Consider the following 21,340-nt stretch of genomic DNA (forward strand, 5'->3'; position numbering starts at 1 on the left):
ACGCCGGGCATTTTCTTTGCCAGAATTCCAATGGCATCTCCTGGACCACATCCTCAAAAATTGATAGATCAGAATACGTGGATATTGAGCACTCCCCGGTCAGTATACGGTCTTGCATACTCCGCAAAGAATGGGTGAGGTGGGTATGCGTAAAGCACCAAAATGGCGCAGTTGGATGCCAACAAGCAGGCAGCTCAGATTCAAACTACAATCAACCCTCGCCAGAACCTTCCCCGCCATCGGCGACCGCTACAACTATTTTCCAGATAATGCCGCACCGGGGCTCCCTCCGCATAAGCACCTGCTCACCATGGATGAGCGCAGCTCTCGCGATCTACCTCAGCAAGTGCAGGCATTCTTCACGGAATATGGGGCGCTTGAACAAAGCCGCTATCCTTTACCAATCACACCATCAGGCCACACCCAGCTCCGACTGCATAAACTGACTGATACGCTAGTTCTCGGCAGCACAGGCGCTACAGTCTTGAAAAGCCAACACCGCCAGATAGAAGCCGCCGCACCCAACACAATGCGGTTTGCCCACCTCAAAGATCGAACGATCCAAAGCGCCGCGATCAACATGCTCGGCATGGCAACAGGGTATCGCCATTACTACCACTTCCTCTGTGATGTAGCGTTTCCGCTGTTGTTCCTGTTGGAGCATCTGGAACCACGCACTTTCCCGCTCAAAATCCTGCTGAGAGAAGACCTGCCGGAGTTTCAGAGAGAGTTCTACGAGTTCCTGGCTCAGGATACACCGCTCCTCACATTGGAGGAGTGCAGAGCAAACGAACGCATACACTGCAAAACCCTCTACCATTGCTCTCCCGCTATGAACTGCGAGTTCCGAGCGCCCGCAAGCGAGCAGGCGGCCTCCATGGTCGCGACGCACTATCTCGCAGCCTACGGGCTCGATATGCACAAGGTGCCCACGCAAAAGCTCTACATCGCACGCAATGACGCAAAAACACGGCGTATCCTCAACGAGACAACACTCATCGAGCAATTGGAAGCGCGTGGCTTTCAAATCGTGGTGCCCGGCAAGCTAACACACAGAGAACAGGTGAAGCTCTTCAACAGCGCCAAGATCATCGTGGGAACGCACGGGGCAGGCCTCACAAACCTGCTCTTTACGCAGGCAGGTGGCAAGCTCGTGGAGATCTTTCCAGCCGACTACATCCAAAGTGCTTATGCATGGCTCTCGCATATCAGAGGTTTGGAATACGCCCCCGTAATCGGCGAGATGAGCGGAGCCCATCAGCACTTTACCCTGCCGCAAACTGCGATCGGGCAGATTCTGCATGAAGTTGATGCCTTGGAGTTCGCTTAGCGATCTTACAGAGACTTAGACCTCACAACCGTTGCCAATGCGGCGGAACAATCAAGCTGTCATCCAGATTTGGGTTCTTGAACCACTTGAGCGGTGCAATCACATGCTTGTCTTCATTCCCATTCAGGAACGCCGCCCACCAGCTGAACGTGCTGTTTGCCGTCACGATATGATCGCATGAAGACATAACCATCAGATCTTCATGATCTTTTCCATCCTGCATCGGATCAGCAAAGTAGACGTTCTCTTGCTGAGGAACCACCTCTCGCGCCCGCTCAGGACTGTCTGAAAAAACATAAAATGTCAGCCCAGGCACGCGCTCAGTCAAAAAATCCATCGCGCCTTTGTAGTACCCGGCAGAGCACAAGCCGAAGTTCTGCAAGTTATGCGCCTGACTGTAATCACCATACCGCACATGCAGCGCAGCTGAGGGGCCGGACTTGATCCGCTGCAACAGCTTCAAGCGCTCCAGAACCATAGGCTTCTTCAGGGTGATCTCGTCGCGCAGCTGTTCCATGATCGAAAATGGAATCTCCCAGGTCTGCCAGTACCCATCTAGATAGGCACTTTGCTTCAGCACTGGTGTTTCGTTGTCTTGCAACAACTCATCCTCACGGATGTAACGCCGCTGATAGAACGGATAGAACTTGCGGCACAGCTTAACCGTCTGCCCGAAGGACTGCGCAGGCCAGAGGACCGCTGACATCTCGGATTCCGTGGCTGATAAGCCCTGCGTCTTGAACAGGTTAAGGCAATAGGAGCGATTGAAGTACTGGTCGTACTCACTGCGATCGAAGCGCAATTTCATCCCTGTTTCAAGCGCGATTTTTCGCCCAAGAGCATACTGAAAAAGCTGATTTCCAATGCCCCCACGGATACGGACAATCAATGTTGGCTTGAGCTTGCGTCGCCGCGCAGCTCCGGATCTTCGCACCTGAGAAGCAACTGACATACGTCCCCCGCTACACAAATCAGCTTGTTTACCTGTCAGCCTAGCGGAGCTTTGGCAAAGGCTCACTACTAGGTTTTTGGGAGTAAATCTCTGAGGGGTACCCGTTTACCAACCTGGCCTGCAGGGATAAGTTGCAATACCAAATCATGTCACCATCAAAACGCCACGCTTGCTGGCAACACTGCACCCGATATAACCAACTGGATTTGTTTATGAACTACGATTTGCTCATTTGGGATTGCGATGGCTGTCTGATCGACAGCGAATGGATTGGGTGTCAGGTTGAGGCAGAAGGCTTCACCAAAGCCGGATACCCCATCAGCACAGAAGACATGATCGCGCGTTTCTGCGGTGTGTCCGCCAACGAAGTTTTCAGTCAGGTAGAAGCTGAGATTGGCCGGGATATCCGAAACCATGAAGCGCTCATAAATCAGGATGCTGCTCTCAAAGCAGCCTTTGAGAAAGACCTTCAACCAATCAAAGGCATCCACGAAGCATTGCATGAGTTGGACAAACTGTTCCCGAACATGAAGATGTGCATTGCCTCAGGCAGCTCCATGGAACGACTGGAGCACACGCTCAAACTGACTAATCTTCATGAGCGTTTTGAACACAGATACTTCTCGGCAGATCTAGTTGCAAAAGGCAAACCGGCACCAGATGTGTTCCTAAAAGCAGCCAGTGAGATGGGCGTTACTCCTGCCAAGTGCCTCGTCATCGAAGACAGCCATCTGGGTCTGAAGGCAGCCAACGCCGCTGGCATGGACGCCCTCGGCTTCACCGGCGCCACCCACGGCACCCCAAATTTACACAGCCGACTAGACCAACAAAACCCTCTGGCAATCTTCAATGATATGAGAGAGTTAGCGGGTTTGATGCTAAAGCTGAATCTGCTCAAAAACACGGTCTGAGAGTACTTGCTCAGCACAATCTGCCAAAACTTTCTTGACAGCAGCGGTAGGTTGCGGTCATACACTTGGGCATGAGCAAGAACCTGACCATCATTTCTGCAGTTTATTATTATGCGACCGACATATCGGCGGCCGCGTTCCTATAAACTCATGTAAAATTGAGGTCAGAACCAAAAGCCGCCGCGTAGGCGGCTTTCGTGTTTTAGCTCTCCTGCGCGGCGTAGGAGAGAATTATGAAACACACTGTTGTCGATACCACCCGTTGCTTCCGCCCTAAATCTGAAGCTCTTCAGCTGCTGATCGATCGTGGCTTCCTGCATCAATGTACGGACCTTGAGGCGCTGGATGAAAAGCTGCAGGCAGGCCCTATCACCGCATACGCTGGATTTGATGCGACAGCAGACAGCCTGCATGTCGGTCACCTACTGCCATTGATGGCCATGCGCTGGCTGCAGAAAACCGGCCACAAACCTATCCTGCTGATTGGCGGTGGTACCACCCGCGTGGGCGATCCAAGCTTCCGCAGTGAAAGCCGTCCGCTGCTCGATGATGCGCAAATCTCCCACAACCTTGCTGGCATCCGTGCGACCGTAGAGCGTCTCTTTGATCTTTCAGAGGAGCAGGGGCAGATCGTAAACAACGCAGAATGGCTGGACGAGTTCCGCTTCCTTGAGTTCCTGCGCGACTTCGGTACCCACTTCACAGTCAACCGCATGATGACCTTCGACAGCGTGCGCTCCCGTCTTGAAGCGCAGCAGCCACTATCGGTCCTTGAGTTCTGCTACATGATGCTACAAGCGGTTGATTTCGTTGAGCTCAACCAACGCTTCGGCTGCACATTGCAGATCGGCGGCTCCGATCAATGGGGCAACATTGTCAACGGCGTAGACCTTGGTCGCCGCTCCGGCAGCCAGCTCTTCGGCTTCACATTGCCACTGCTGACAACAGCGTCGGGCAGCAAAATGGGCAAAACTGCAGAAGGGGCGGTATGGCTCAACCCATCCCGCCTATCCAGCTTCGGCTTCTGGCAATTCTGGCGCAATGTCGATGATGCGGACGTGCCACGCTTCCTGAAACTCTTCACCGATTTGCCATTGGGCGAGATTGACCGACTGTCCTCTCTCAAAGGTCAGGAATTGAATGAGGCCAAGAAGATACTGGCAACCCAAGTCACCGGCATTGTCCACGGTCTGGCCGCAGCAGAAGCCGCTCTTCAGCAAGGCGAGGCACTGTTCAACGGTCAGGAAGACCTGACCCAACCAACCCACGAGTTGCCTCTGGCTCTGCTCGCCAAACCGCTCGGCCTGCTGGACCTACTGGTAAAACTCGGCTTCGCCACCACCAACAGCGAAGCCCGCCGCCTCATCCGCGGCGGCGGCGTCCGCCTGAACACATCTATCGTGCTGGAAGAAACCCGCCAGATCTCCGAGGGAGACCTAAAGCCAGGTGAGAGGCTGACCCTAGCGGTTGGTAAGCGCCGTAAGGCTCTGGTGGAGTTTGTATAAGTACATTGGGAGCGGTCAGCCTTGAGCTGGCCGCTGTGCCAAGGCCTACAGCTCTTCTCCATTCACCATCGACCAATGATGAGGTTGCAGTTCTCGCAGACTCTTGAAGATCAACTGATTGTCCGTGTTGGAAATGGCTGCGAGAACGTCTCCACCCCAATGGACAAGCCGTTCCTGACAAATCCCGCAAGGTGTCAAAACAACAAAGGGGTTATTCTCGTCTTCGCGGTAGATGCAAAGAGAATGAGTAACGGTCTCATTCAGCTTATGAGCCTCCAAAATAGCGCCAACTTCCATACAAAGAGACAGCCCGTCGTTTTTGGTGTCCGGCGCTATACTGGTGAGGATCTTTCCACTGTCAGTCCTGACAGATGCCGCTCCACCCCAACCAGTAGGATAACGCCGCTCAATCAGCAGCCTGGCTTCATCAAATAATGATTGCTCAATGGTCATTTGTAAGATTTTTGGCAGGTTAGAAGTTCAGAGAGGCTACAAAGTATATGTGACATAGGGAGTGCTTGAGACCATAATTCGTAGACTGATATAATCTTGATTCTCAAATGATTTTTTATTGGGGCTCCTGTGAGTAAATTTTTAACTTTTCTTCCCCTTGCTGAACCAGTTCATTTATCTGAAGCCAAACTTTTTAGTGGTGCGACTGGGACCTACTTAGGTCAGCCATTTCTTCTTGAAAGTGTTTCTTCTGATGACCCGAACAAAGAGGCCCGACTTGTGAAAGTAAATGGCTTCATGTTCGTCATCATGAATATGGGTTTTCCGCTCCCTTTTGAATCTTACGAGGAAGCTGTTCAAATTGATAACCTTTGGCCAGAAGCAAAGACGATAATTGACACCAACAAATCACATATAATCCTGAGTGTTTTTGAGAAACCTACATCACCTAGTGACTTGTTAAATGCAGCTAAAGCAATGGCTCTCTTCGCAGCATATTTGTGCGATCTTCTTCCAATTCAAGCCAAATTAACCGCAGATGCCAAAACCGTTGCTTCACCTAAGCAGGTAAGATTAGAAGCCGAGTACCTAGGTCAGGATAATCTGCCGATTTCTTGGACATCCTTTCAATATTTCAATGGAGGTTTGTCACATAAGGGGGATCAAAAGATTGTAACTGTTTCGAACGGTCTGAAGCCCTTTATTGGAAGAGAACTCGAAACTCCAGCAATGGAAGGTGTTACGGAGAAAACATCTGCGTTTCTATTTGACCTTGCCATTTACTTAATCAAAAACGGTTTGGTTGTTAAGCACGGTGATACAGTTGGCCAAACAGAAGGGCAGATGATTAAGGTATTTCATAAGCCTTCTGGGTTACGAGAAGATACTCCAATTCTTCTTGTGGAGTTTTCTTCAACGGAAGAAGAGGCCTTTAAGACTGTAGCAGCACAAGAACAAGCGCAACCAGCGCCACTTGTACGTAGACCTCGAAGACCATTTGGTAAACGTAACAGATAGCTCAAAAAAAGCCCCCGCCGGTGAGGGCAGGGGCCAAGTCATATGGATATGAAGCAGGATCAATGATGAACCCTGTAAAACAGCCAGACCGTTTGCCTGACTGAAAGAGCTGCAGCGTTAGCGAGGCATCTGAGAACGAACCACCTGACGCAGAGCGTCCACTGGTTCAAGAGCCTTACCACGCTTGACGTGCCAGAATGTCCAGCCATTACAGGCTTGCTGGCCTTGGACGAGCGCACCCACTTTGTGGATCGATCCTGAATGCTCGCCACAAATCAAAGAACCATCAGCGCGAACTGTGGCTTTGAAACGTCCCCGGGCATCAGTCAGTTCCGCGCCCGGTGTCAACAATCCGGTTTCCAACAGGTTGCCAAACGGAACTCGTGGAAGAGAACGTTTGCCTTGTGTCATCGCCAGAAAATCGTCGTTGGCTGGTGTTACCCGGTCAATCCGCTCAGAAGCTGCCTTGATATAGGCATCTTCACGCTCGCAGCCCACAAAGTGGCGGCCAAGCTTTTTGGCAACAGCACCGGTGGTGCCGGTTCCAAAGAACGGATCAAGGATCACATCACCCTGATTGGAAGTGGAAAGCAGCACACGGTAGAGCAGGCTTTCCGGCTTCTGTGTTGGATGCACTTTGTCGCCGTTGTCGTCCTTCAAACGCTCATGACCGGTGCAGATAGGTAGCACCCAGTCAGACCGCATCTGAAGGTCGTCATTAAACGTCTTCATTGCATCATAGTTAAAGGTCGGCTTGCTCTCCTGTGAAGGGCAGGCCCAGATGAGCGTCTCATGAGCATTCGTAAAACGCTTGCCACGGAAGTTCGGCATCGGGTTTGTTTTCAGCCAAACCACATCATTGTTGATCCAGAACCCAAGGTCCTGCATCACCGCACCAACGCGGAAAATGTTGTGATAGGAACCGATAACCCAGATGGACCCGTTTGGCTTCAGCACGCGGCGAACCGCAGTGAGCCATGCACGAGTGAACTCATCGTAAGCTTTAAAGCTGGAGAACTGATCCCAATGATCATCGCAGGCATCTACCTTTGAATGATCAGGTCTGTGCAGGTCTCCGCCCAGCTGTAGGTTGTAAGGGGGATCGGCAAAAACCACATCCACGCTGTTGTCTGGAAGCTTGTTCAAAGCCTCGACACAGTCACCCTTAATAATCGTATCAAGCCACTCTGGCTTGGTGGAAGTATGGGGTGTCATCAGGGACACCCCTTCTTTACGCTTTACTCTCATTGCGACGCAGCACCTCACGCAATTTCTGAGTGCTATGGTTACCGGATATGGTAAACCACTGGTTAACGGTGGATATCTTTTATTCTTTTAGAATCAACGCTTTATTTACAGATTCGAATATTCGTCTCGAAGTTAACTCCCATTAATATTCGGTCGCGGATTCCCTTGGGGTAGAGGTTTATGAGGAGTTAAAATGGCGAAAATGGAGAGCTAAAATATTTTTTTGAGAGTCAAGCTTTTTTGCTGGCTAAAACGAACAAGGTAAACGCACTGCGGGGACAGCGGGCAAATCGGTTAATCAGTGTGGCAAAGCTCCCGTAACGGACAGCGCAAAAAGAAAGCGCGCCATAATAGACGCGCTTCCCAAATTGCAAATCAGTGCGAGGAGAGGAGCTTACTCAATCCCCATACAGTTGGCATAGAAGGTAACTGTTGCTGGCCAGTCAGAGAACACGCCGCTCACCTTTACATCCTGCGCCAAAACATCCAGCAGCTCGTAAACGCTGCCTTCGCTGGTGATCGCATCATTGATGCTGCGGTAGTACCAGCCACCTTTGTTATGGGAGATGAGGCCAGAGCGCTCCAGCGTCCAGGCGAAGATCTTGATACCAGCCTCGTTGGCAGCCTTCGCATAAGCAGAAGGAACGATCTTGCTGTCTTCCAGCGTGACGAGCATCCACAGAGGAGGGGAGATGTAGTTGACGCCCATCTCCTTCAGCTCAGCCATGGATGGCTTGAAGCTGGTCGGATCGGACGTATCAAAGCCCTGCATGCGGAAGCGCCCATCAAGGAACACAGCCTGCTTGCCAAACTCTGGCTCATTCTTGATCCAGTAAAGCACATCATCAAGGAAGAACGACTGCGGATAAACATCAGAAGCCGGAACACCAGCGGCTTTGTACTCATCAATCAGCTTCTGGGCGTAATCTTCCTGACTAAACCCATCAAATGGCATCTCGACACTTGGACGCTTCAACTCTGGTGTAAACTTGGCACCTTGAGCCTTGAACAGCTCGATGGACTGAGCATGGGTCATCAAAGTCCCGCCAGCACCAGCAGCCGCATAAAGTTCAGTACGCCAATCGGCTGTGCCTTTCAGGAAGTCCTCAACTGTTGTAGCCGTTGGATCAGAAGCATCCATCTTACCCTTCAGGCCTTCAAACTCAGCCAGAGTGATCTCGGAGGTCCTGCACTCAGCAGTCGCTTTCTCTCCACCCGCAGCTGCGGTGAATGGCGTCACACAAGTATTAGCCAAATCTGTTGCTAGAATATTTGTGGTGGTTGCCAGATCGTTCTGGGAGTGACGGCACACCAGCTGCTTGTCTTTGGTGAAGGTGACATCACATTCCTGCACACCAGCGCCCATCACTGCAGCTGCTTGATAAGATTCTAAAGTATGCTCAGGAAACTGCAGCGGCGCACCGCGGTGCCCAATGGAGAAACTGGAGGTGGTGGCTGGGTTGCCAATGCAAGCCCGCAGCTTTTCCTTCAGCGGGCTCTCTTGCATCTGCTCAACGAGAAAAGCAGGGCGAGGGCCCAGCTGTGCAGCCTGTGCGCTTGCAGTAAGACAAGCGCCTGCCATCAGCCCAAGCGCGGCGGTTCGAACAAAGTGCATAAAAAAGATCCCTCCCGATCATTGAATGCTTTTGCGGTGTGGTGCTGAAAAGAGCGTTGCACCCTTCCTCTGAAATCACACCTTTTAATTGGGATGTAGTTTTACAGAATAAACTGAAGGGGATAAGGGTAAATATGTAGTCAGATATCGCAATTCTGTGCGCAGAACTGGATCTGACGCTGCGTGAAAATATCCTCACTCACTAAAAAATAAATCATATTTGTCTGCGGATTGTCTTGACCCTGTCGTAAACATCCCTCAGATATATAGTGACACGAAAGAGGAGAAACCGAACGTGTCGACTATATCCGATAGCGACGTTGTGATGGAAACCCGTTCCATCCGCACGCCTGAAACAATTCCCCTACGATCCTTTAAAGATGCCGCTGAAGCTGTTGAGCACCTGATCTTCCTGTTTGATCGGGCAACGGACTTTTTGCGCGAGAATTTTAAGTCTGCCGCTCAGGGCAGCATGCCAACAAACCGGGTCAGAGCATTTTATCCGGAACTTCGTTTTGAAATGTCCAGCCACATCCGCGTGGACACCCGCCTGTCCTATGGATTTGTAGCAAGACCTGGCAAATACAAAACCACAATCACCCGGCCTGATCTGTTTAGACATTATCTGGAACACCAGATCGATCTGCTGATCAAGAACCACGGCCTCGAAGTTGAGATCGCTGAGAGTGATCAGCCGATTCCGCTGCACTTCGCATTCTATGATGGTGCGCACGTTGAAGGCGCATTGCCAGACAGCGCAGAACGCACACTGCGTGATGTGTTTGATGTGCCGGATCTGGCGGTTATGGATGATGCCATTTCCAACGGCACCTACCGTGCCAAGGATGGCTTTGAGCCTCTGGCCCCATTCACCGCACCGCGCGTAGATTACTCCCTGCATCGTTTGCAGCACTACACCGCAACGGCACCGCGCTACTTCCAGAACTTCGTGCTCTTCACAAACTATCAGTTCTACATTGATGGCTTTGCGCAGATGGCGAAGGAACTGATCAACGATCCGAACAGCGGATATGTTGCCTTTGTCGAGCCGGGCAATCTCATCACCTACGCTGGCGATAAAGAACCACGCGAAGGTGTTGCACCGCCGCGTCTGCCACAGATGCCAGCCTATCATCTGCTGCGGGAGGACAACTCCGGTATCACCATGGTGAACATCGGCGTTGGTCCGTCCAACGCGAAAACCATCACCGACCACATTGCAGTGCTTCGCCCACATGCCTGGTTGATGCTGGGTCACTGCGCTGGACTGAGAAGCAGCCAGCAGCTCGGTGATTACGTGCTGGCACATGGTTATGTCCGCGAAGACAAGGTGCTCGACGCTGATCTGCCAACATGGGTTCCGATCCCACCACTGGCAGAAGTGCAGGTCGCACTGGAAGATGCAGTTGAGAAAACCACCGGCTACAGCGGATATGACCTGAAGCGCGTCATGCGCACTGGCACTGTGGCTCCATTGACAACCGCAACTGGGAATTGCGCGACCACCGCGAGCCGGTACAGCGCTTCTCCCAGTCCCGCGCCATCGCGTTGGACATGGAGTCCGCAACCATCGCCGCCAACGGCTTCCGCTTCCGTGTTCCTTATGGAACCTTGCTCTGCGTCTCAGACAAGCCGCTGCATGGTGAGCTGAAACTGCCGGGCATGGCGACGGACTTCTACCGCAAGCAGGTGGATCAGCATCTGGAAATCGGCGTGAAGACCATGGAGATCCTGAGAGAGATGCCATTGGAGCGCCTCCACTCTCGAAAACTCCGCAGCTTCATGGAAACCGCTTTCCAATAAGCACCATTAGGCAGTGACAAGAACAAGAAAAGCCGGGCATCGACCCGGCTTTTTGCTGTAAAGAAGCGTTTGCTGCCCCCGAGGCCGTTTCTCTACAACAACTAATCTGATTGCTGACTTGGCCTCATATGTCCAGGCGCGATAACCTACACCGATTTTCCCAATCCAATTTTCAGTAGATTTTAGTTCGTCCTATCAAAGAGTGAGACTTATTATGCCATTTAACAAGATCCACGTACCCAAAGCTCTGCCTACCCAAATGTGTCGCTCAATCAGCGAGCAGCTGCATGAAAGTCTGGTCGCTACATGCGGCGTTAATCCCAGCGATGATTTCACTTTGGTTTCTCGATACGAACCAGAAGATATGATGTTTCACCCGACTTTCCTCGGGAACAGAGACCCCAAAGCAACTATCGTGATTGAGATCGCATTGCTAGGCGGGCGTTCTGATGAGCAGAAGGAACACCTTTACAAAGACATGCGCCAACGCCTCTCGAACATCGGCTTTGAGCCCAACAACTCCATCATGTTCTTGATCGAAAACAACTCGATCGATTGGTCTTTCAGTGGAGCTGGTTCCGTAAAAACAGTGCTGGGACTGTAAGGCCAATTAGCTGTACGTTCGGGCTTCCCTGTTTTGGTCAATGATTTTCTAAATCACCCCACCCGCCTTCAGCGCTTTCTTCATCACCGTTGGCAGAGCTTCCCCTTCAAGCTCATCGGGAGCGGACCACCAGTAGCCCTCTGGCTCGGCGTAGTTCGCTGGAGCCTCCGCCTGCCAGACACTCATTTCTAGATGGAAGTGGGTAAAGGTGTGCTTCACGTCCTTGGCTGTCCGCACCCACTCCGCCTGAATGGGGGCGGCTGTTAGATCTTCCAGCGCTGCGTCATCGGACCAGTGTGTGGTGATTGGCTCACTCATTCCGGCAAGCAGGCCTTTATCCTCTCGCTTACGGAGCAGAATGCGTCCCTTGTTATCACTCAGAAGGAAAGCCATGCCCCGCCGTGTCGGCTTCACCTTCTTCGGCGCTTTGCGCGGCAGCGTGTCTGCAATGCCTTGCTTGCGGCCTTCGCACACCTCCATCCATGGACAGATGCCACAGGCTGGTGACTTAGGCGTGCAGATGGTGGCGCCCAGATCCATCATGGCCTGCGCAAAGTCGCCGGGGCGGTCATGGGGCGTCACCTCAGCCATTAGAGGCTTCACCTCAGCCTTGAGGGCAGGGAGCTCTGTCAGCAACGCATGGCGGCGCGAAAGCACCCGTTCCACGTTGCCATCGACCACGGCTGCATGCCGTCCAAACGCAATGGTGGAGATCGCCGCAGCGGTGTAAGGACCCACGCCAGGCAGCTTCAAAAGCCGCTCTTCCTCCTCGGGAAAACGTCCATTGTGATGCAATTGGACATATTTTGCACACTTATACAGATTTCTTGCACGGGAATAATAACCAAGCCCAGCCCATGCTTTCAGGATATCTTCCTCCTCCGCATTGGCCATATCTGCAAGTGTTGGCCATGTCTTTATGAAGAGTTCGAAGTAACTTTTTACCGCCGCGACAGTAGTCTGCTGAAGCATGATTTCGGAGAGCCAGACGTGGTAAGGGTCTGGTTTTACACCGGAAAGTATATCAGCAGGGGCTGTTCGCCATGGCAGTTGGCGAGAATTTCTGTCATACCAGTAAAGAAGAACTAGATTATCTTGCATGGTTTTGTGGGTTAACCTTGGTTTTGATCCCTAAATAATTGGGGTTCCCTTGGTAATTCATGGTACCGCGAAAAACGGGACTAAATTAAAACTAATATAAAGCAATGGTCATATATGTGCCTTAATCTAATGGCGTGATGAAGACGATGAAAGCAACTGCGCAAAATCGGGTTCCCAAAAGATCGAGCATCAGCTAAACGAGCTGATCGGTAAGACGATGCACCCTGTCGCGCGCAAACGCGGATTTGCCAGTGCTGATCTTCTCGCCGCTTGGCCCGAACTTGTCGGCAAGCAGTATCACGGAAAGGTACAGCCCGGTAGGCTTGTCTGGCCAAGAACCAAAAGCTCCGATGGAGAGCCGGTCGCCGAACCTGCAACCCTTCTTGTTCATGCTGATGGTCCCACTGCTTTGTTCTTCACCCATGAAGCGCCGCAACTGCGTGATCGTATAAATGCCTTTTTGGGCTGGAATGCGGTTGGCCGCATCAAGGTTGTGCAGCGCCCGGCCCTCAGAACCAAGAAGATCACGCCCAAGCCACTGCGCAAGCTCTCCGAGATTGAAAACCGCCGCATTGAGCAAAAGGTGGCGCATGTTTCCGATGAGCGTTTGAAGAACGCATTAGAGAAGCTCGGCAAGAACCTCATTGCCCGCACACCTGCAGGTAACTCCTGATCCCTCAGCACGTCTTCTATACGTTTGAAAGTGATTACTGGCTCACAACCAGATCATGACCCTTGGCTGTGTAACCCAGCAGCAGGTCAGGGCGTTCCATCAAAAGATAGGCCGTGGTGGTTTCCTGCGCATTACGCAGCTCAATGGTATCCCCATTCACCGCCCAAGCTGTCACACTGCTCAATTCTTCATTAGAACAACCGCTTGTCGCCGCCAGTCCTGAAGGCAGGCCATGGGCTGCCGCAGAAGGGGACGCCACAGCGCCCGCAGCGGACTTGCTAAACTGCACACGGCACGGTGCAACACTGTTTCCGTTGCCTTCGCTCACCACCCAGTTCGTAGAGGTAAGCGCGCCCAGATCTGCTGTGCCCGTATAGATAATGTTTTGTGTTGCAGGTATAGCTGTTGTTTCAATCGTCGTTTCTTGAGTAGTTGTAGGTATAGCTTCGACGAAATCTTCAGATACAGAGGCTTGGCAGGCTATCAGTGGAGTGCTGAGAAGCATTAAGGTAGTCAAGCGCTTCATGGTGTATCCGTATATCTTGTTAGTGAGTTTGGTAAATCTTTAATAACTCATTAATGAGGCAAAAACAAAACAACGCGAAAAATTATTGTTGTTTTCCATGCATAAATTCTGTGGGTATGTATTAGCAGTGCAAATTTAATCATGGCAGATATCTGGAAGCAGATTTCGCCAGTTTGCCGCGAAACAGCGGAAGTCCTTTGTTTTAAACGAAGAAAATCGATTTCTCCCCTGACGCATACGTCAAACTGGCCGCCTTACCAAAAATTAATATGACTACTCAGGATATTCAGTAGCTTCTGACAAGTATTTGCCATAGTTTCCTGAAAACCAATTGTTGCTAAAAAGCGAGTTGTGGGCAGGTGCCGCAAACGGCAGGTGTTCACCAGCTTGTGATCAGAGGTCTAAGGGCAGGAGAGGTTATACTCGCACCCGGCCTCTGGCTACCACTGCGATAAAACGTGGTGGGTTAGTAGACAGGGCAACACATAGATAACTTGGGATAGGAAAACGTGACACTCTCTCGCCGTAAGTTTCTTGAGCGCACCAGCGCTCTGACAGCAGCTTCTCTCGCATTTGCCGCTATGCCAACTGTTGCCTCTGCACAGAGCTACTCTGAATCAGACCTGAACCAGGTTGGCCCACTGGGCGAGAAAGTTATTGGCAGCCCGGACGCGCCAGTCACCATCATCGAATACGCTTCTCTGACCTGTGGCCACTGTGCGAACTTCCACAACACCACATATAAAGAGCTGAAGAAGAAATACATCGACACCGGCAAGGTGCGTTTCATCTTCCGTGAATTCCCGCTGGATACAGTCGCTGCAGCTGGCTTTATGCTTGCGCGCTGTGCACCGGAAGACAAATACTTCGACATTATGACCCTGATGTTCGAACAGCAGCGCAATTGGGCATTCACCAATGATCCGTACTCCGCCCTGTTGAATATGGGTAAGCAGATCGGTTTCACTGAAGATGCTGTAAAGGCTTGCTTGACGAATCAGGAAATACTAGACGGAGTAACCAAGGTTCGTGACTACGGTTCAGAAAAGCTGGGCGTAGATTCAACACCGACCTTCTTTATCAACGGTGAGAAAGTAAGCGGAGCACTCTCTATTGAGGAGTTCAGCAAGTACGTGGATAAGAATCTGTAAGCAAAGCGGGCAGCCCTCAGGGCTGAACAACCTGCTCGCAGATCTATGCGCGTATGATCGCTTACACCCTGTTGTAAGAGTAGGGGGCGCTCTGTGAAGTTCCAGCGCCTCCGCGTCCTTGGGTTCAAATCCTTTGTCGAGCCCATGGAGTTTGTCATTGAAGACGGCCTGACAGGCATTGTCGGGCCCAATGGCTGCGGTAAATCCAATCTCGTTGAAGCGCTGCGCTGGGTTATGGGAGAAAACTCCTATAAAAACATGCGCGCCTCCGGCATGGATGACGTGATCTTCTCCGGCTCCCTCAATCGCCCGGCACGAAACACCGCAGAAGTCACCCTGTTCCTCGACAATTCTGATCGAACAGCCCCTTCCGGCTATAATGACAGCGACACGCTGGAAGTCACCCGTCGTATCGAGCGTGAAGCGGGCTCAGTCTACAAAATCAACGGCAAGGACGCCCGCGCCCGCGATGTGCAGCTGCTCTTTGCAGATGCTTCCACCGGCGCACGCTCCCCGGCCATGGTCCGGCAGGGGCAGATCGGCGAGCTGATCTCATCCAAGCCAACCTCTCGCCGCAAGATCCTCGAAGAAGCCGCTGGCATCTCCGGCCTGCACAGCCGCCGCAAAGAAGCAGAGATCCGTCTGCGCGCTGCTGAAACCAACCTGGAACGTCTGGAAGATGTGGTCGTACAGATCGAAGGTCAGCTCGACGGCCTGAAGCGTCAGGCCCGGCAGGCCACTCGTTACCGCAATCTGTCCTCCGAGATCCGCAAAGCTGAAGCGACCATCCTGTATCTGCGCTGGCATGAAGCTACAGCTGCGCTGGATGCTGCCCGCAAGCAGTATGCTGAAGCCGAAATCGGCATGCGCGATATTGCTGGCCTGCAAGCCTCCACCGCCAAAGAACAGGCACTGGCCGCCCACGAAATCCCCAAGCTGCGTGAAGCCGCAGGTGGCGCTGCCGCCGCGCTCCAGCATCTCATCATCGCCAAGAACGATCTGGAATCCGAAGACCGCCGCATCAAAGAAAAGCTGGTCGACCTTCAGGCCCGCCTTGCTCAGATGGAACAGGACATCGAACGCGAAGCCCAGCTCGCCAGCGAAAATGCCAGCCATCTGGAAGAGCTGGAAGAAGAAAAGCAGGAGCTGCTTGAAGCTGCTGAGACTATGGATGAGCGTGCTGCGGAAGCAGAAGAGCTGGTCCTGATCGCGGAAGACAACCTCGATGCCAGCGAGATGAAGCACTCGCGCATCACGCAGGACCACGCCAGTCTCCTCGCCAAGCACACGCAGCTGGAAAACCAGATCTCCGGCATCCGTCAGAAAACCGCACGCTTCAAAGAAGAGGCGGACCGCTTCAAAGGTCAGTTGGAAGCAGTTGAGGCAGATATCAAAGCGGCCAGCGGGCCAAGCGACAAACGCGAAGAGCTGGAAATGGCTCTGGAAGAGCTGGCCGAAGCGGAAGAAAGCGCTGTTGAAGCGGAAGAGCTTCTGGCAACAGCCCGTGAGACAGAGAACAACTGCCGTAATCCATTAAATGAAGCGCATTCAGCTCTCTCCAGATATGAGACGGAAGCCAAAACCCTTCAGGCGGTCCTGTCCGCCGGTCAAAGTGGCGACTGGACACCTGCCGTAGATAAGATGAGCGTCAGCCCAGGCTGGGAAACTGCGCTGGGGGCTGCGTTGGGTGAAGACCTTGATGCGGCAATGGAAGATGCCGCACCGGTTCACTGGAGCCTGAACGCACAACAGGACAGCGACCCGAGCCTACCTGCTGGCGCCGAGCCACTCTCCGCTTATGTGGAAGCCCCGCAGGAACTGTCTCGCCGATTGGCTCAGGTCGGTCTCGTCGATGCTGAACACGGCTCAGCTTTGATGAAGCAGCTCAAAGTCGGTCAACGACTGGTGAGTAAGCAGGGTGACCTTTGGCGCTGGGATGGCTTGATCGTCGCAGCAGACGCGCCAACCCCAGCCGCACAACGCCTTGCCCAAAGAAACCGCCTTGCCGAACTGGAAGATCTGGTGGAGCAGACACGGGATCTGGTGGAAGAGAAAAAGGCGGCTCTGGAAGAAGCAACCGAACAACGCCGTCGGGCTGAAGTCGCCGAGCAGGACATGCGCCAGAAACTGCGCCTGGAGCAATCCCGCATTGTGGCTCTGCGTGAAGAACTCGCCGCAGCTGAGCGCGCTCTGACAGAACTCTCCGTGCGCAAAACAACGCTGGAAGAGCAGCTGCGCCGCGCCAACGAAGATTACGAAGAGACTGCTGCTTCCCTCGAAGAGGCCGAAAGCGCTCTGGATGAGCTGCAAGACATCGAAGGCATAACCGCCGAGCTGGAAAATGCTGCCAAAGACGTCTCCAACTGCCGCAGTAAACTGGCTGAAGCCAAAGGTGCAACCGATGCCCTGAAGCGGGAAGGGGAGCTGCGCGCCAAGCGTCTGGAAACCATCGAGCGCGACCGCCAGAACTGGGTCCAGCGAGCTCAGAACGCGGACAAGCAAATCTCCGTTCTCCGTCAACGCCGCGATGATGCCGCCGAAGAGCGCCTCATCCTGCTGGAAAGCCCGGAAGAGATCGAACTCAAGCGTCAGGATCTGCTGAGCAATCTGGCAACAGCAGACGATGCTCGCAAGGCTGCCGACGACAAATTGGCGGAAGGTGAAAAGCGCCAGCTGATCGCGGATCAAAAAGCCCGTGAAGCCATGGAAGGCCTCTCTGGTGCCCGCGAACGCAAAATCCGTGCGGAGGAACGCCTCGAAGCGGCCAAAGAACGCCGCAGTGAAATTGAGCGCCGCGTGGATGAAGCGCTGGAAGTGAACGTCTCGCGCCTGCATGAGATGGCAGGTCTGTCTCCGGAAGCACCTCTACCAGACGCGGAAGCTGCTGAACGCAAACTCGATCGCCTGAAAGCGGAGCGTGAACGACTGGGGGGTGTAAACCTGCGTGCCGATGAGGAAATGCAGGAAATCACGGAGCAAAGAGACACTCTGATCACCGAAAGAGACGACCTGATCGAGGCAATCAGGAAGTTGCGCACAGGAATCATGAATCTCAACAAGGAAGCGCGCGAGCGACTCCTGAGCTCATTTGATCAGGTCAACGACCACTTCAAGCGTTTATTCACACACTTGTTTGGTGGCGGCACCGCAGAGCTGAAACTGGTGGATGCGGAAGACCCGCTGGACGCTGGTCTGGAGATCTTCGCCCGCCCACCAGGCAAGAAGCCGCAGACCATGACCCTTCTCTCAGGTGGGGAGCAGGCACTCACTGCCATGGCGCTTATATTCGCAGTTTTCCTTACGAATCCGGCCCCAATTTGCGTTCTGGACGAGGTTGACGCTCCGTTGGATGATGCCAACGTGGAGCGATATTGCGCTTTGCTGGAGAACATGGCGCAGAACACAGAGACCCGATTCACAGTCATCACACACAACCCGATCACCATGGCGCGCATGTCCAGATTGTTCGGTGTAACCATGGCTGAAAGAGGGGTTTCTCAGCTCGTATCAGTAGATCTTGAGACGGCTGAACGATTCACAGAAGAGGCCTAAAATAGGGTACAATACGGGCTTGAAAGTATCCTTTATACGTATTCTCTGTTAGAAACTCTGAAAAATACTTAAATATCAGTTATTTAGCTTAAGTAGCTCTAACCTTGACAGTGCAGATCACGAGCATTATGGTGCCCCCGACTTTCAGGGGCGTCCGTGTCTTTGAGCTATCTGCTGCTATGAAGGAAGAATGTTGATGTCTCCTGAAGAGAATAAGCAGAAGAAAAAAGACATGAAAGAAACTGATCGTCACCTGTCTGAGCGGCTAGAAAAGCTTGGCAAAACGCTGGATACACACTTGGACGAAGCCTCTGCTAAAGAGGAACCGAACAAGACCGGCGCGATGGCGGGCCTATCACAGGCTTGGAAGATGTCTTCCGAGTTTATTGCTGCGATCTTTGTCGGGGGGGCACTCGGCTGGATGGCGGATAGCTGGCTCGGGACCAAGCCGTGGGGGATGATTATTCTCCTGATGCTTGGCTTCGCAGCGGGAATATTAAACGTCCTTCGGGAGGCGGGCAAAGTCGCTCCACCTGAAAGACGGATGAATTCCGGCAAGAAGCAGGACTAACTAATTCATCGCGCTCTTGCGCTCGTAAATTGGCACTTCAGGGGTACTACCTGTGGCTGGAAATTCAGGCAACGCGATCGATCCGATCCACCAGTTTCATATCTCCAAGATCTTTCCTGTGGAGATTGGCGGTGTTGATTTCTCCTTTACCAACGCTTCCTTGTTCATGGTTGTCACCGTCGCTGTAGCGACCTTGTTCCTCGTTCTGTCTACCAACAGACGTGGTCTGGTCCCTAGCCGCGCTCAACTCATGGCGGAAATGTCCTACGAGTTTGTTGCTGCCACATTGCGAGGATCAGCAGGCAATGACGGAATGCGGTTCTTCCCGCTCGTCTTCTCCCTGTTCATGTTCGTCTTCGTTGCAAACATGCTCGGGATGTTCCCATACTTCTTCACCGTTACAAGTCAGATCATCGTGACATTTGCACTCGCAATGCTCGTGATTGGCACTGTAACGATCTACGGTTTCTTCAAGCACGGTGTTGGCTTCCTTAAGCTGTTCGTCCCAAGCGGCGTTCCAGCAGGGGTTGTTCCTCTCGTCTCCGCGATTGAAGTAATCTCTTTCCTTTCCCGTCCAGTTAGCTTGTCCGTTCGTCTGTTCGCAAACATGCTTGCTGGTCACATCACTCTGAAGGTTTTCGCAGGCTTCGTGGTAATGCTCACTGGTGCAGGTGCTGTTGGCATCGCATCCGCGGTCTTGCCTCTGGCTCTCACAGTTGCCATCACGGCTCTTGAGTTCCTTGTGGCCTTCCTTCAGGCCTACGTCTTTACCGTTCTTACCTGCATGTATCTTGCAGACGCGCTTCATCCGAGCCACTAAGTAACGTGTAGAATCCGGGTATCAAACCCAAAACAAAGTCATAGACGAATTTGCTAGTTTAGGAGCACTTGTCATGGAAGCAGAAGCAGCAAAATACATTGGTGCCGGTATCGCCTGCCTTGGTATGGGTGGTGCAGCTCTCGGTCTTGGTAACATCTTCGGCAACTTCCTTGCCGGCGCACTGCGCAACCCATCTGCTGCAGATGGACAGTTCGGCCGCCTCATCCTCGGCTTTGCTGTGACCGAAGCTCTCGGCATCTTCTCCCTTCTCGTCGCACTTCTGCTGCTGTTCGCAGTATAATCGACAGAAAGATTAGAGCGTTTTATGCGTGACGGTTCTTAAGCCTTAAGAACCGTCTCCAAACCATAAAACGTTACGAAGAGCGTTCACGGAGAAGTTGATGTCGAATACTCAAGGCAACCTGAATACAACTGCCGAAGTTGGCATTGTAGAGGATGGCGGTAGCTTTCCTCCGTTCGACAGCACGACTTTCCCGTCTCAGCTGTTGTGGTTGGTTCTTTCCTTCGGCGTTTTCTACTGGGTAATGTCGAAAGTGGTCCTGCCACGCATCGGCGGTATCCTCGAAGATCGTCGCGATCGCATCGCAGGTGACATGGCTGAAGCATCCCGTCTCAAGCAAGAGACAGATGAAGCCATCGCATCCTACGAAAGTGCTCTTGCCGACGCGCGCAAAAAAGCCACCACCATGGCTCATGATGCACGCTCAAAGGTAAAAGCAGAAACAGAAGGCGCCCGCGCAGCAGCTGAAGAGCAGCTGGCAGCTAAGCTTTCCGAATCTGAACAGAGCATCTCCAAGATCAAAGCTGAAAGCCTGTCACATGTTGGCGAAATCGCCGCTGAGACAACAGGCGAGCTTGTGAAGGCACTTATCGGTGGCCGCGCTCCAGCAAAAGCTGAAGTTGCCAAAGCCGTTGATGCTGCACTTAAGTAAGGGGTGACAGAATGTTCGATGCAAGCCTTTGGGCACTCGTTGGTCTCATCCTCTTCTTTGTCCTGCTATGGTACCTGAAAGTACCTGGCAAGATTGGTGCAATGCTTGACCAGCAAGCGGACAACATCAAGCAAGAGCTTGAAGGCGCCCGTAAGCTGCGTGAAGAAGCTCAGGCTCTGATGGCCGAGTACCAGCGCAAGCGCAAAGAGGCTGAAGCCGAAGCCGAGCAGATCGTTGCTGACGCAAAAGTCGAAGCTGATCGTCTGGCTGATGAAGCAAGGCAGCTCTCGAAGAGATGATTGCACGTCGCACCAAAGCAGCTGAAGCGAAAATCGCTCAGGCTGAAGCAAATGCGATTGCAGAAGTTCGCTCCCGCGCTGCAGATGTTGCAGTTCAGGCAGCTGAAACCATTGTCGCTTCCAGCGCTGCAAAAGCAGAAGTTCAGGATAAGGTGCTCAAGCAGAGCATCAAACAGGTTTCTGATAGCCTGAACTAATCCTCAGAACTTCTGAAAAGAACACCAAAAAGGCTTCCGATCTTCGGGAGCCTTTTCTT

Annotated in this window: 18 protein-coding genes and 2 pseudogenes; 14 read left to right on the forward strand and 6 right to left on the reverse strand. The window is 52.6% G+C overall.

The features are described 5' to 3' along the window. Nucleotides 1-145 precede the first annotated feature (145 nt). Complete coding sequence (locus JCM12308_RS16265; RefSeq protein ID WP_208609053.1) at nucleotides 146-1,330, forward strand: glycosyltransferase family 61 protein; 1,185 nt, start codon at nucleotides 146-148, stop codon at nucleotides 1,328-1,330. Nucleotides 1,331-1,352: 22 nt separating this feature from the next. Here JCM12308_RS16265 and JCM12308_RS16270 read toward each other — a convergent pair whose 3' ends face one another. Continuing rightward, nucleotides 1,353-2,282, reverse strand: a complete 930-nt coding sequence (locus JCM12308_RS16270; RefSeq protein WP_054784453.1) for an alpha-1,2-fucosyltransferase — start codon at nucleotides 2,280-2,282, stop codon at nucleotides 1,353-1,355. 212 nt (nucleotides 2,283-2,494) lie between these two features. Here JCM12308_RS16270 and JCM12308_RS16275 point away from each other — a divergent pair, with 212 nt between their 5' ends. Next, the gene (locus JCM12308_RS16275) at nucleotides 2,495-3,193 is read left to right on the forward strand and encodes an HAD family hydrolase (protein WP_054784454.1); all 699 of its coding nucleotides are present in this window, start codon (nucleotides 2,495-2,497) and stop codon (nucleotides 3,191-3,193) included. Between the two features lie 233 nt (nucleotides 3,194-3,426). Beyond that, entirely contained in the window at nucleotides 3,427-4,698 is a 1,272-nt protein-coding gene (gene tyrS / locus JCM12308_RS16280) for a tyrosine--tRNA ligase (RefSeq protein ID WP_054784455.1), read from the forward strand. Nucleotides 4,699-4,743: 45 nt separating this feature from the next. Here tyrS and JCM12308_RS16285 read toward each other — a convergent pair whose 3' ends face one another. Next, nucleotides 4,744-5,151, reverse strand: coding sequence for a cytidine deaminase (locus tag JCM12308_RS16285; RefSeq protein ID WP_054784456.1), 408 nt, complete (start codon nucleotides 5,149-5,151; stop codon nucleotides 4,744-4,746). 129 nt (nucleotides 5,152-5,280) lie between these two features. On the opposite strand from JCM12308_RS16285, the gene JCM12308_RS16290 reads away from it, so the two are divergent. Then, the gene (locus JCM12308_RS16290; RefSeq protein ID WP_128647426.1) at nucleotides 5,281-6,168 is read left to right on the forward strand and encodes a DUF4261 domain-containing protein; all 888 of its coding nucleotides are present in this window, start codon (nucleotides 5,281-5,283) and stop codon (nucleotides 6,166-6,168) included. 117 nt (nucleotides 6,169-6,285) lie between these two features. On the opposite strand, the gene JCM12308_RS16295 is transcribed toward JCM12308_RS16290, so the two are convergent. Then, on the reverse strand, nucleotides 6,286-7,383 hold the full coding sequence (locus tag JCM12308_RS16295) for a site-specific DNA-methyltransferase (RefSeq protein WP_054784502.1): 1,098 nt from the start codon (nucleotides 7,381-7,383) through the stop codon (nucleotides 6,286-6,288). Nucleotides 7,384-7,810: 427 nt separating this feature from the next. After that, the gene (locus JCM12308_RS16300) at nucleotides 7,811-9,031 is read right to left on the reverse strand and encodes a glycerophosphodiester phosphodiesterase family protein (protein WP_054784458.1); all 1,221 of its coding nucleotides are present in this window, start codon (nucleotides 9,029-9,031) and stop codon (nucleotides 7,811-7,813) included. Nucleotides 9,032-9,356: 325 nt separating this feature from the next. Between JCM12308_RS16300 and JCM12308_RS16305 the strand changes: the two are divergent. Together JCM12308_RS16305 and JCM12308_RS16310 are read left to right on the forward strand one after the other, a co-directional pair. After that, a pseudogene (locus JCM12308_RS16305) lies at nucleotides 9,357-10,834 on the forward strand (AMP nucleosidase). A gap of 214 nt (nucleotides 10,835-11,048) precedes the next feature. Continuing rightward, a complete protein-coding gene (locus JCM12308_RS16310; RefSeq protein WP_054784459.1) occupies nucleotides 11,049-11,438 on the forward strand; it encodes a tautomerase family protein in 390 nt (129 codons plus the stop codon). 48 nt (nucleotides 11,439-11,486) lie between these two features. Here the strand turns inward: JCM12308_RS16310 and mutY are convergent, their stop codons facing one another. Continuing rightward, nucleotides 11,487-12,539, reverse strand: coding sequence for an A/G-specific adenine glycosylase (gene mutY, locus JCM12308_RS16315; RefSeq protein WP_054784460.1), 1,053 nt, complete (start codon nucleotides 12,537-12,539; stop codon nucleotides 11,487-11,489). A gap of 217 nt (nucleotides 12,540-12,756) precedes the next feature. Here mutY and JCM12308_RS16320 point away from each other — a divergent pair, with 217 nt between their 5' ends. Continuing rightward, nucleotides 12,757-13,212, forward strand: a complete 456-nt coding sequence (locus JCM12308_RS16320) for a DUF721 domain-containing protein (RefSeq protein WP_008549729.1) — start codon at nucleotides 12,757-12,759, stop codon at nucleotides 13,210-13,212. Between the two features lie 34 nt (nucleotides 13,213-13,246). Here JCM12308_RS16320 and JCM12308_RS16325 read toward each other — a convergent pair whose 3' ends face one another. Then, the gene (locus JCM12308_RS16325) at nucleotides 13,247-13,738 is read right to left on the reverse strand and encodes a hypothetical protein (protein WP_128647427.1); all 492 of its coding nucleotides are present in this window, start codon (nucleotides 13,736-13,738) and stop codon (nucleotides 13,247-13,249) included. A gap of 509 nt (nucleotides 13,739-14,247) precedes the next feature. On the opposite strand from JCM12308_RS16325, the gene JCM12308_RS16330 reads away from it, so the two are divergent. From JCM12308_RS16330 to JCM12308_RS16360, 7 genes and pseudogenes are all read left to right on the forward strand, one after another. Beyond that, the gene (locus tag JCM12308_RS16330) at nucleotides 14,248-14,889 is read left to right on the forward strand and encodes a DsbA family protein (RefSeq protein WP_008550064.1); all 642 of its coding nucleotides are present in this window, start codon (nucleotides 14,248-14,250) and stop codon (nucleotides 14,887-14,889) included. A gap of 93 nt (nucleotides 14,890-14,982) precedes the next feature. Then, nucleotides 14,983-18,441, forward strand: a complete 3,459-nt coding sequence (gene smc / locus JCM12308_RS16335) for a chromosome segregation protein SMC (RefSeq protein ID WP_054784462.1) — start codon at nucleotides 14,983-14,985, stop codon at nucleotides 18,439-18,441. Between the two features lie 196 nt (nucleotides 18,442-18,637). Further along, the gene (locus JCM12308_RS16340) at nucleotides 18,638-19,012 is read left to right on the forward strand and encodes an AtpZ/AtpI family protein (protein ID WP_008549670.1); all 375 of its coding nucleotides are present in this window, start codon (nucleotides 18,638-18,640) and stop codon (nucleotides 19,010-19,012) included. 52 nt (nucleotides 19,013-19,064) lie between these two features. Continuing rightward, nucleotides 19,065-19,832 carry a F0F1 ATP synthase subunit A gene (locus JCM12308_RS16345; protein WP_008549614.1) on the forward strand — a complete coding sequence of 256 codons (768 nt, stop codon included), beginning with the start codon at nucleotides 19,065-19,067 and terminating at the stop codon, nucleotides 19,830-19,832. 73 nt (nucleotides 19,833-19,905) lie between these two features. Next, entirely contained in the window at nucleotides 19,906-20,133 is a 228-nt protein-coding gene (locus tag JCM12308_RS16350) for a F0F1 ATP synthase subunit C (RefSeq protein WP_008549639.1), read from the forward strand. Nucleotides 20,134-20,233: 100 nt separating this feature from the next. Continuing rightward, entirely contained in the window at nucleotides 20,234-20,785 is a 552-nt protein-coding gene (locus JCM12308_RS16355; RefSeq protein WP_014284344.1) for a F0F1 ATP synthase subunit B, read from the forward strand. An 11-nt stretch (nucleotides 20,786-20,796) separates the two neighbouring features. Continuing rightward, a pseudogene (locus JCM12308_RS16360) lies at nucleotides 20,797-21,281 on the forward strand (F0F1 ATP synthase subunit B family protein). Nucleotides 21,282-21,340 lie beyond the last annotated feature (59 nt).

Origin of the sequence: Pseudovibrio denitrificans JCM 12308, assembly GCF_001310815.1 — a bacterium.
GTDB lineage: Bacteria > Pseudomonadota > Alphaproteobacteria > Rhizobiales > Stappiaceae > Pseudovibrio > Pseudovibrio denitrificans.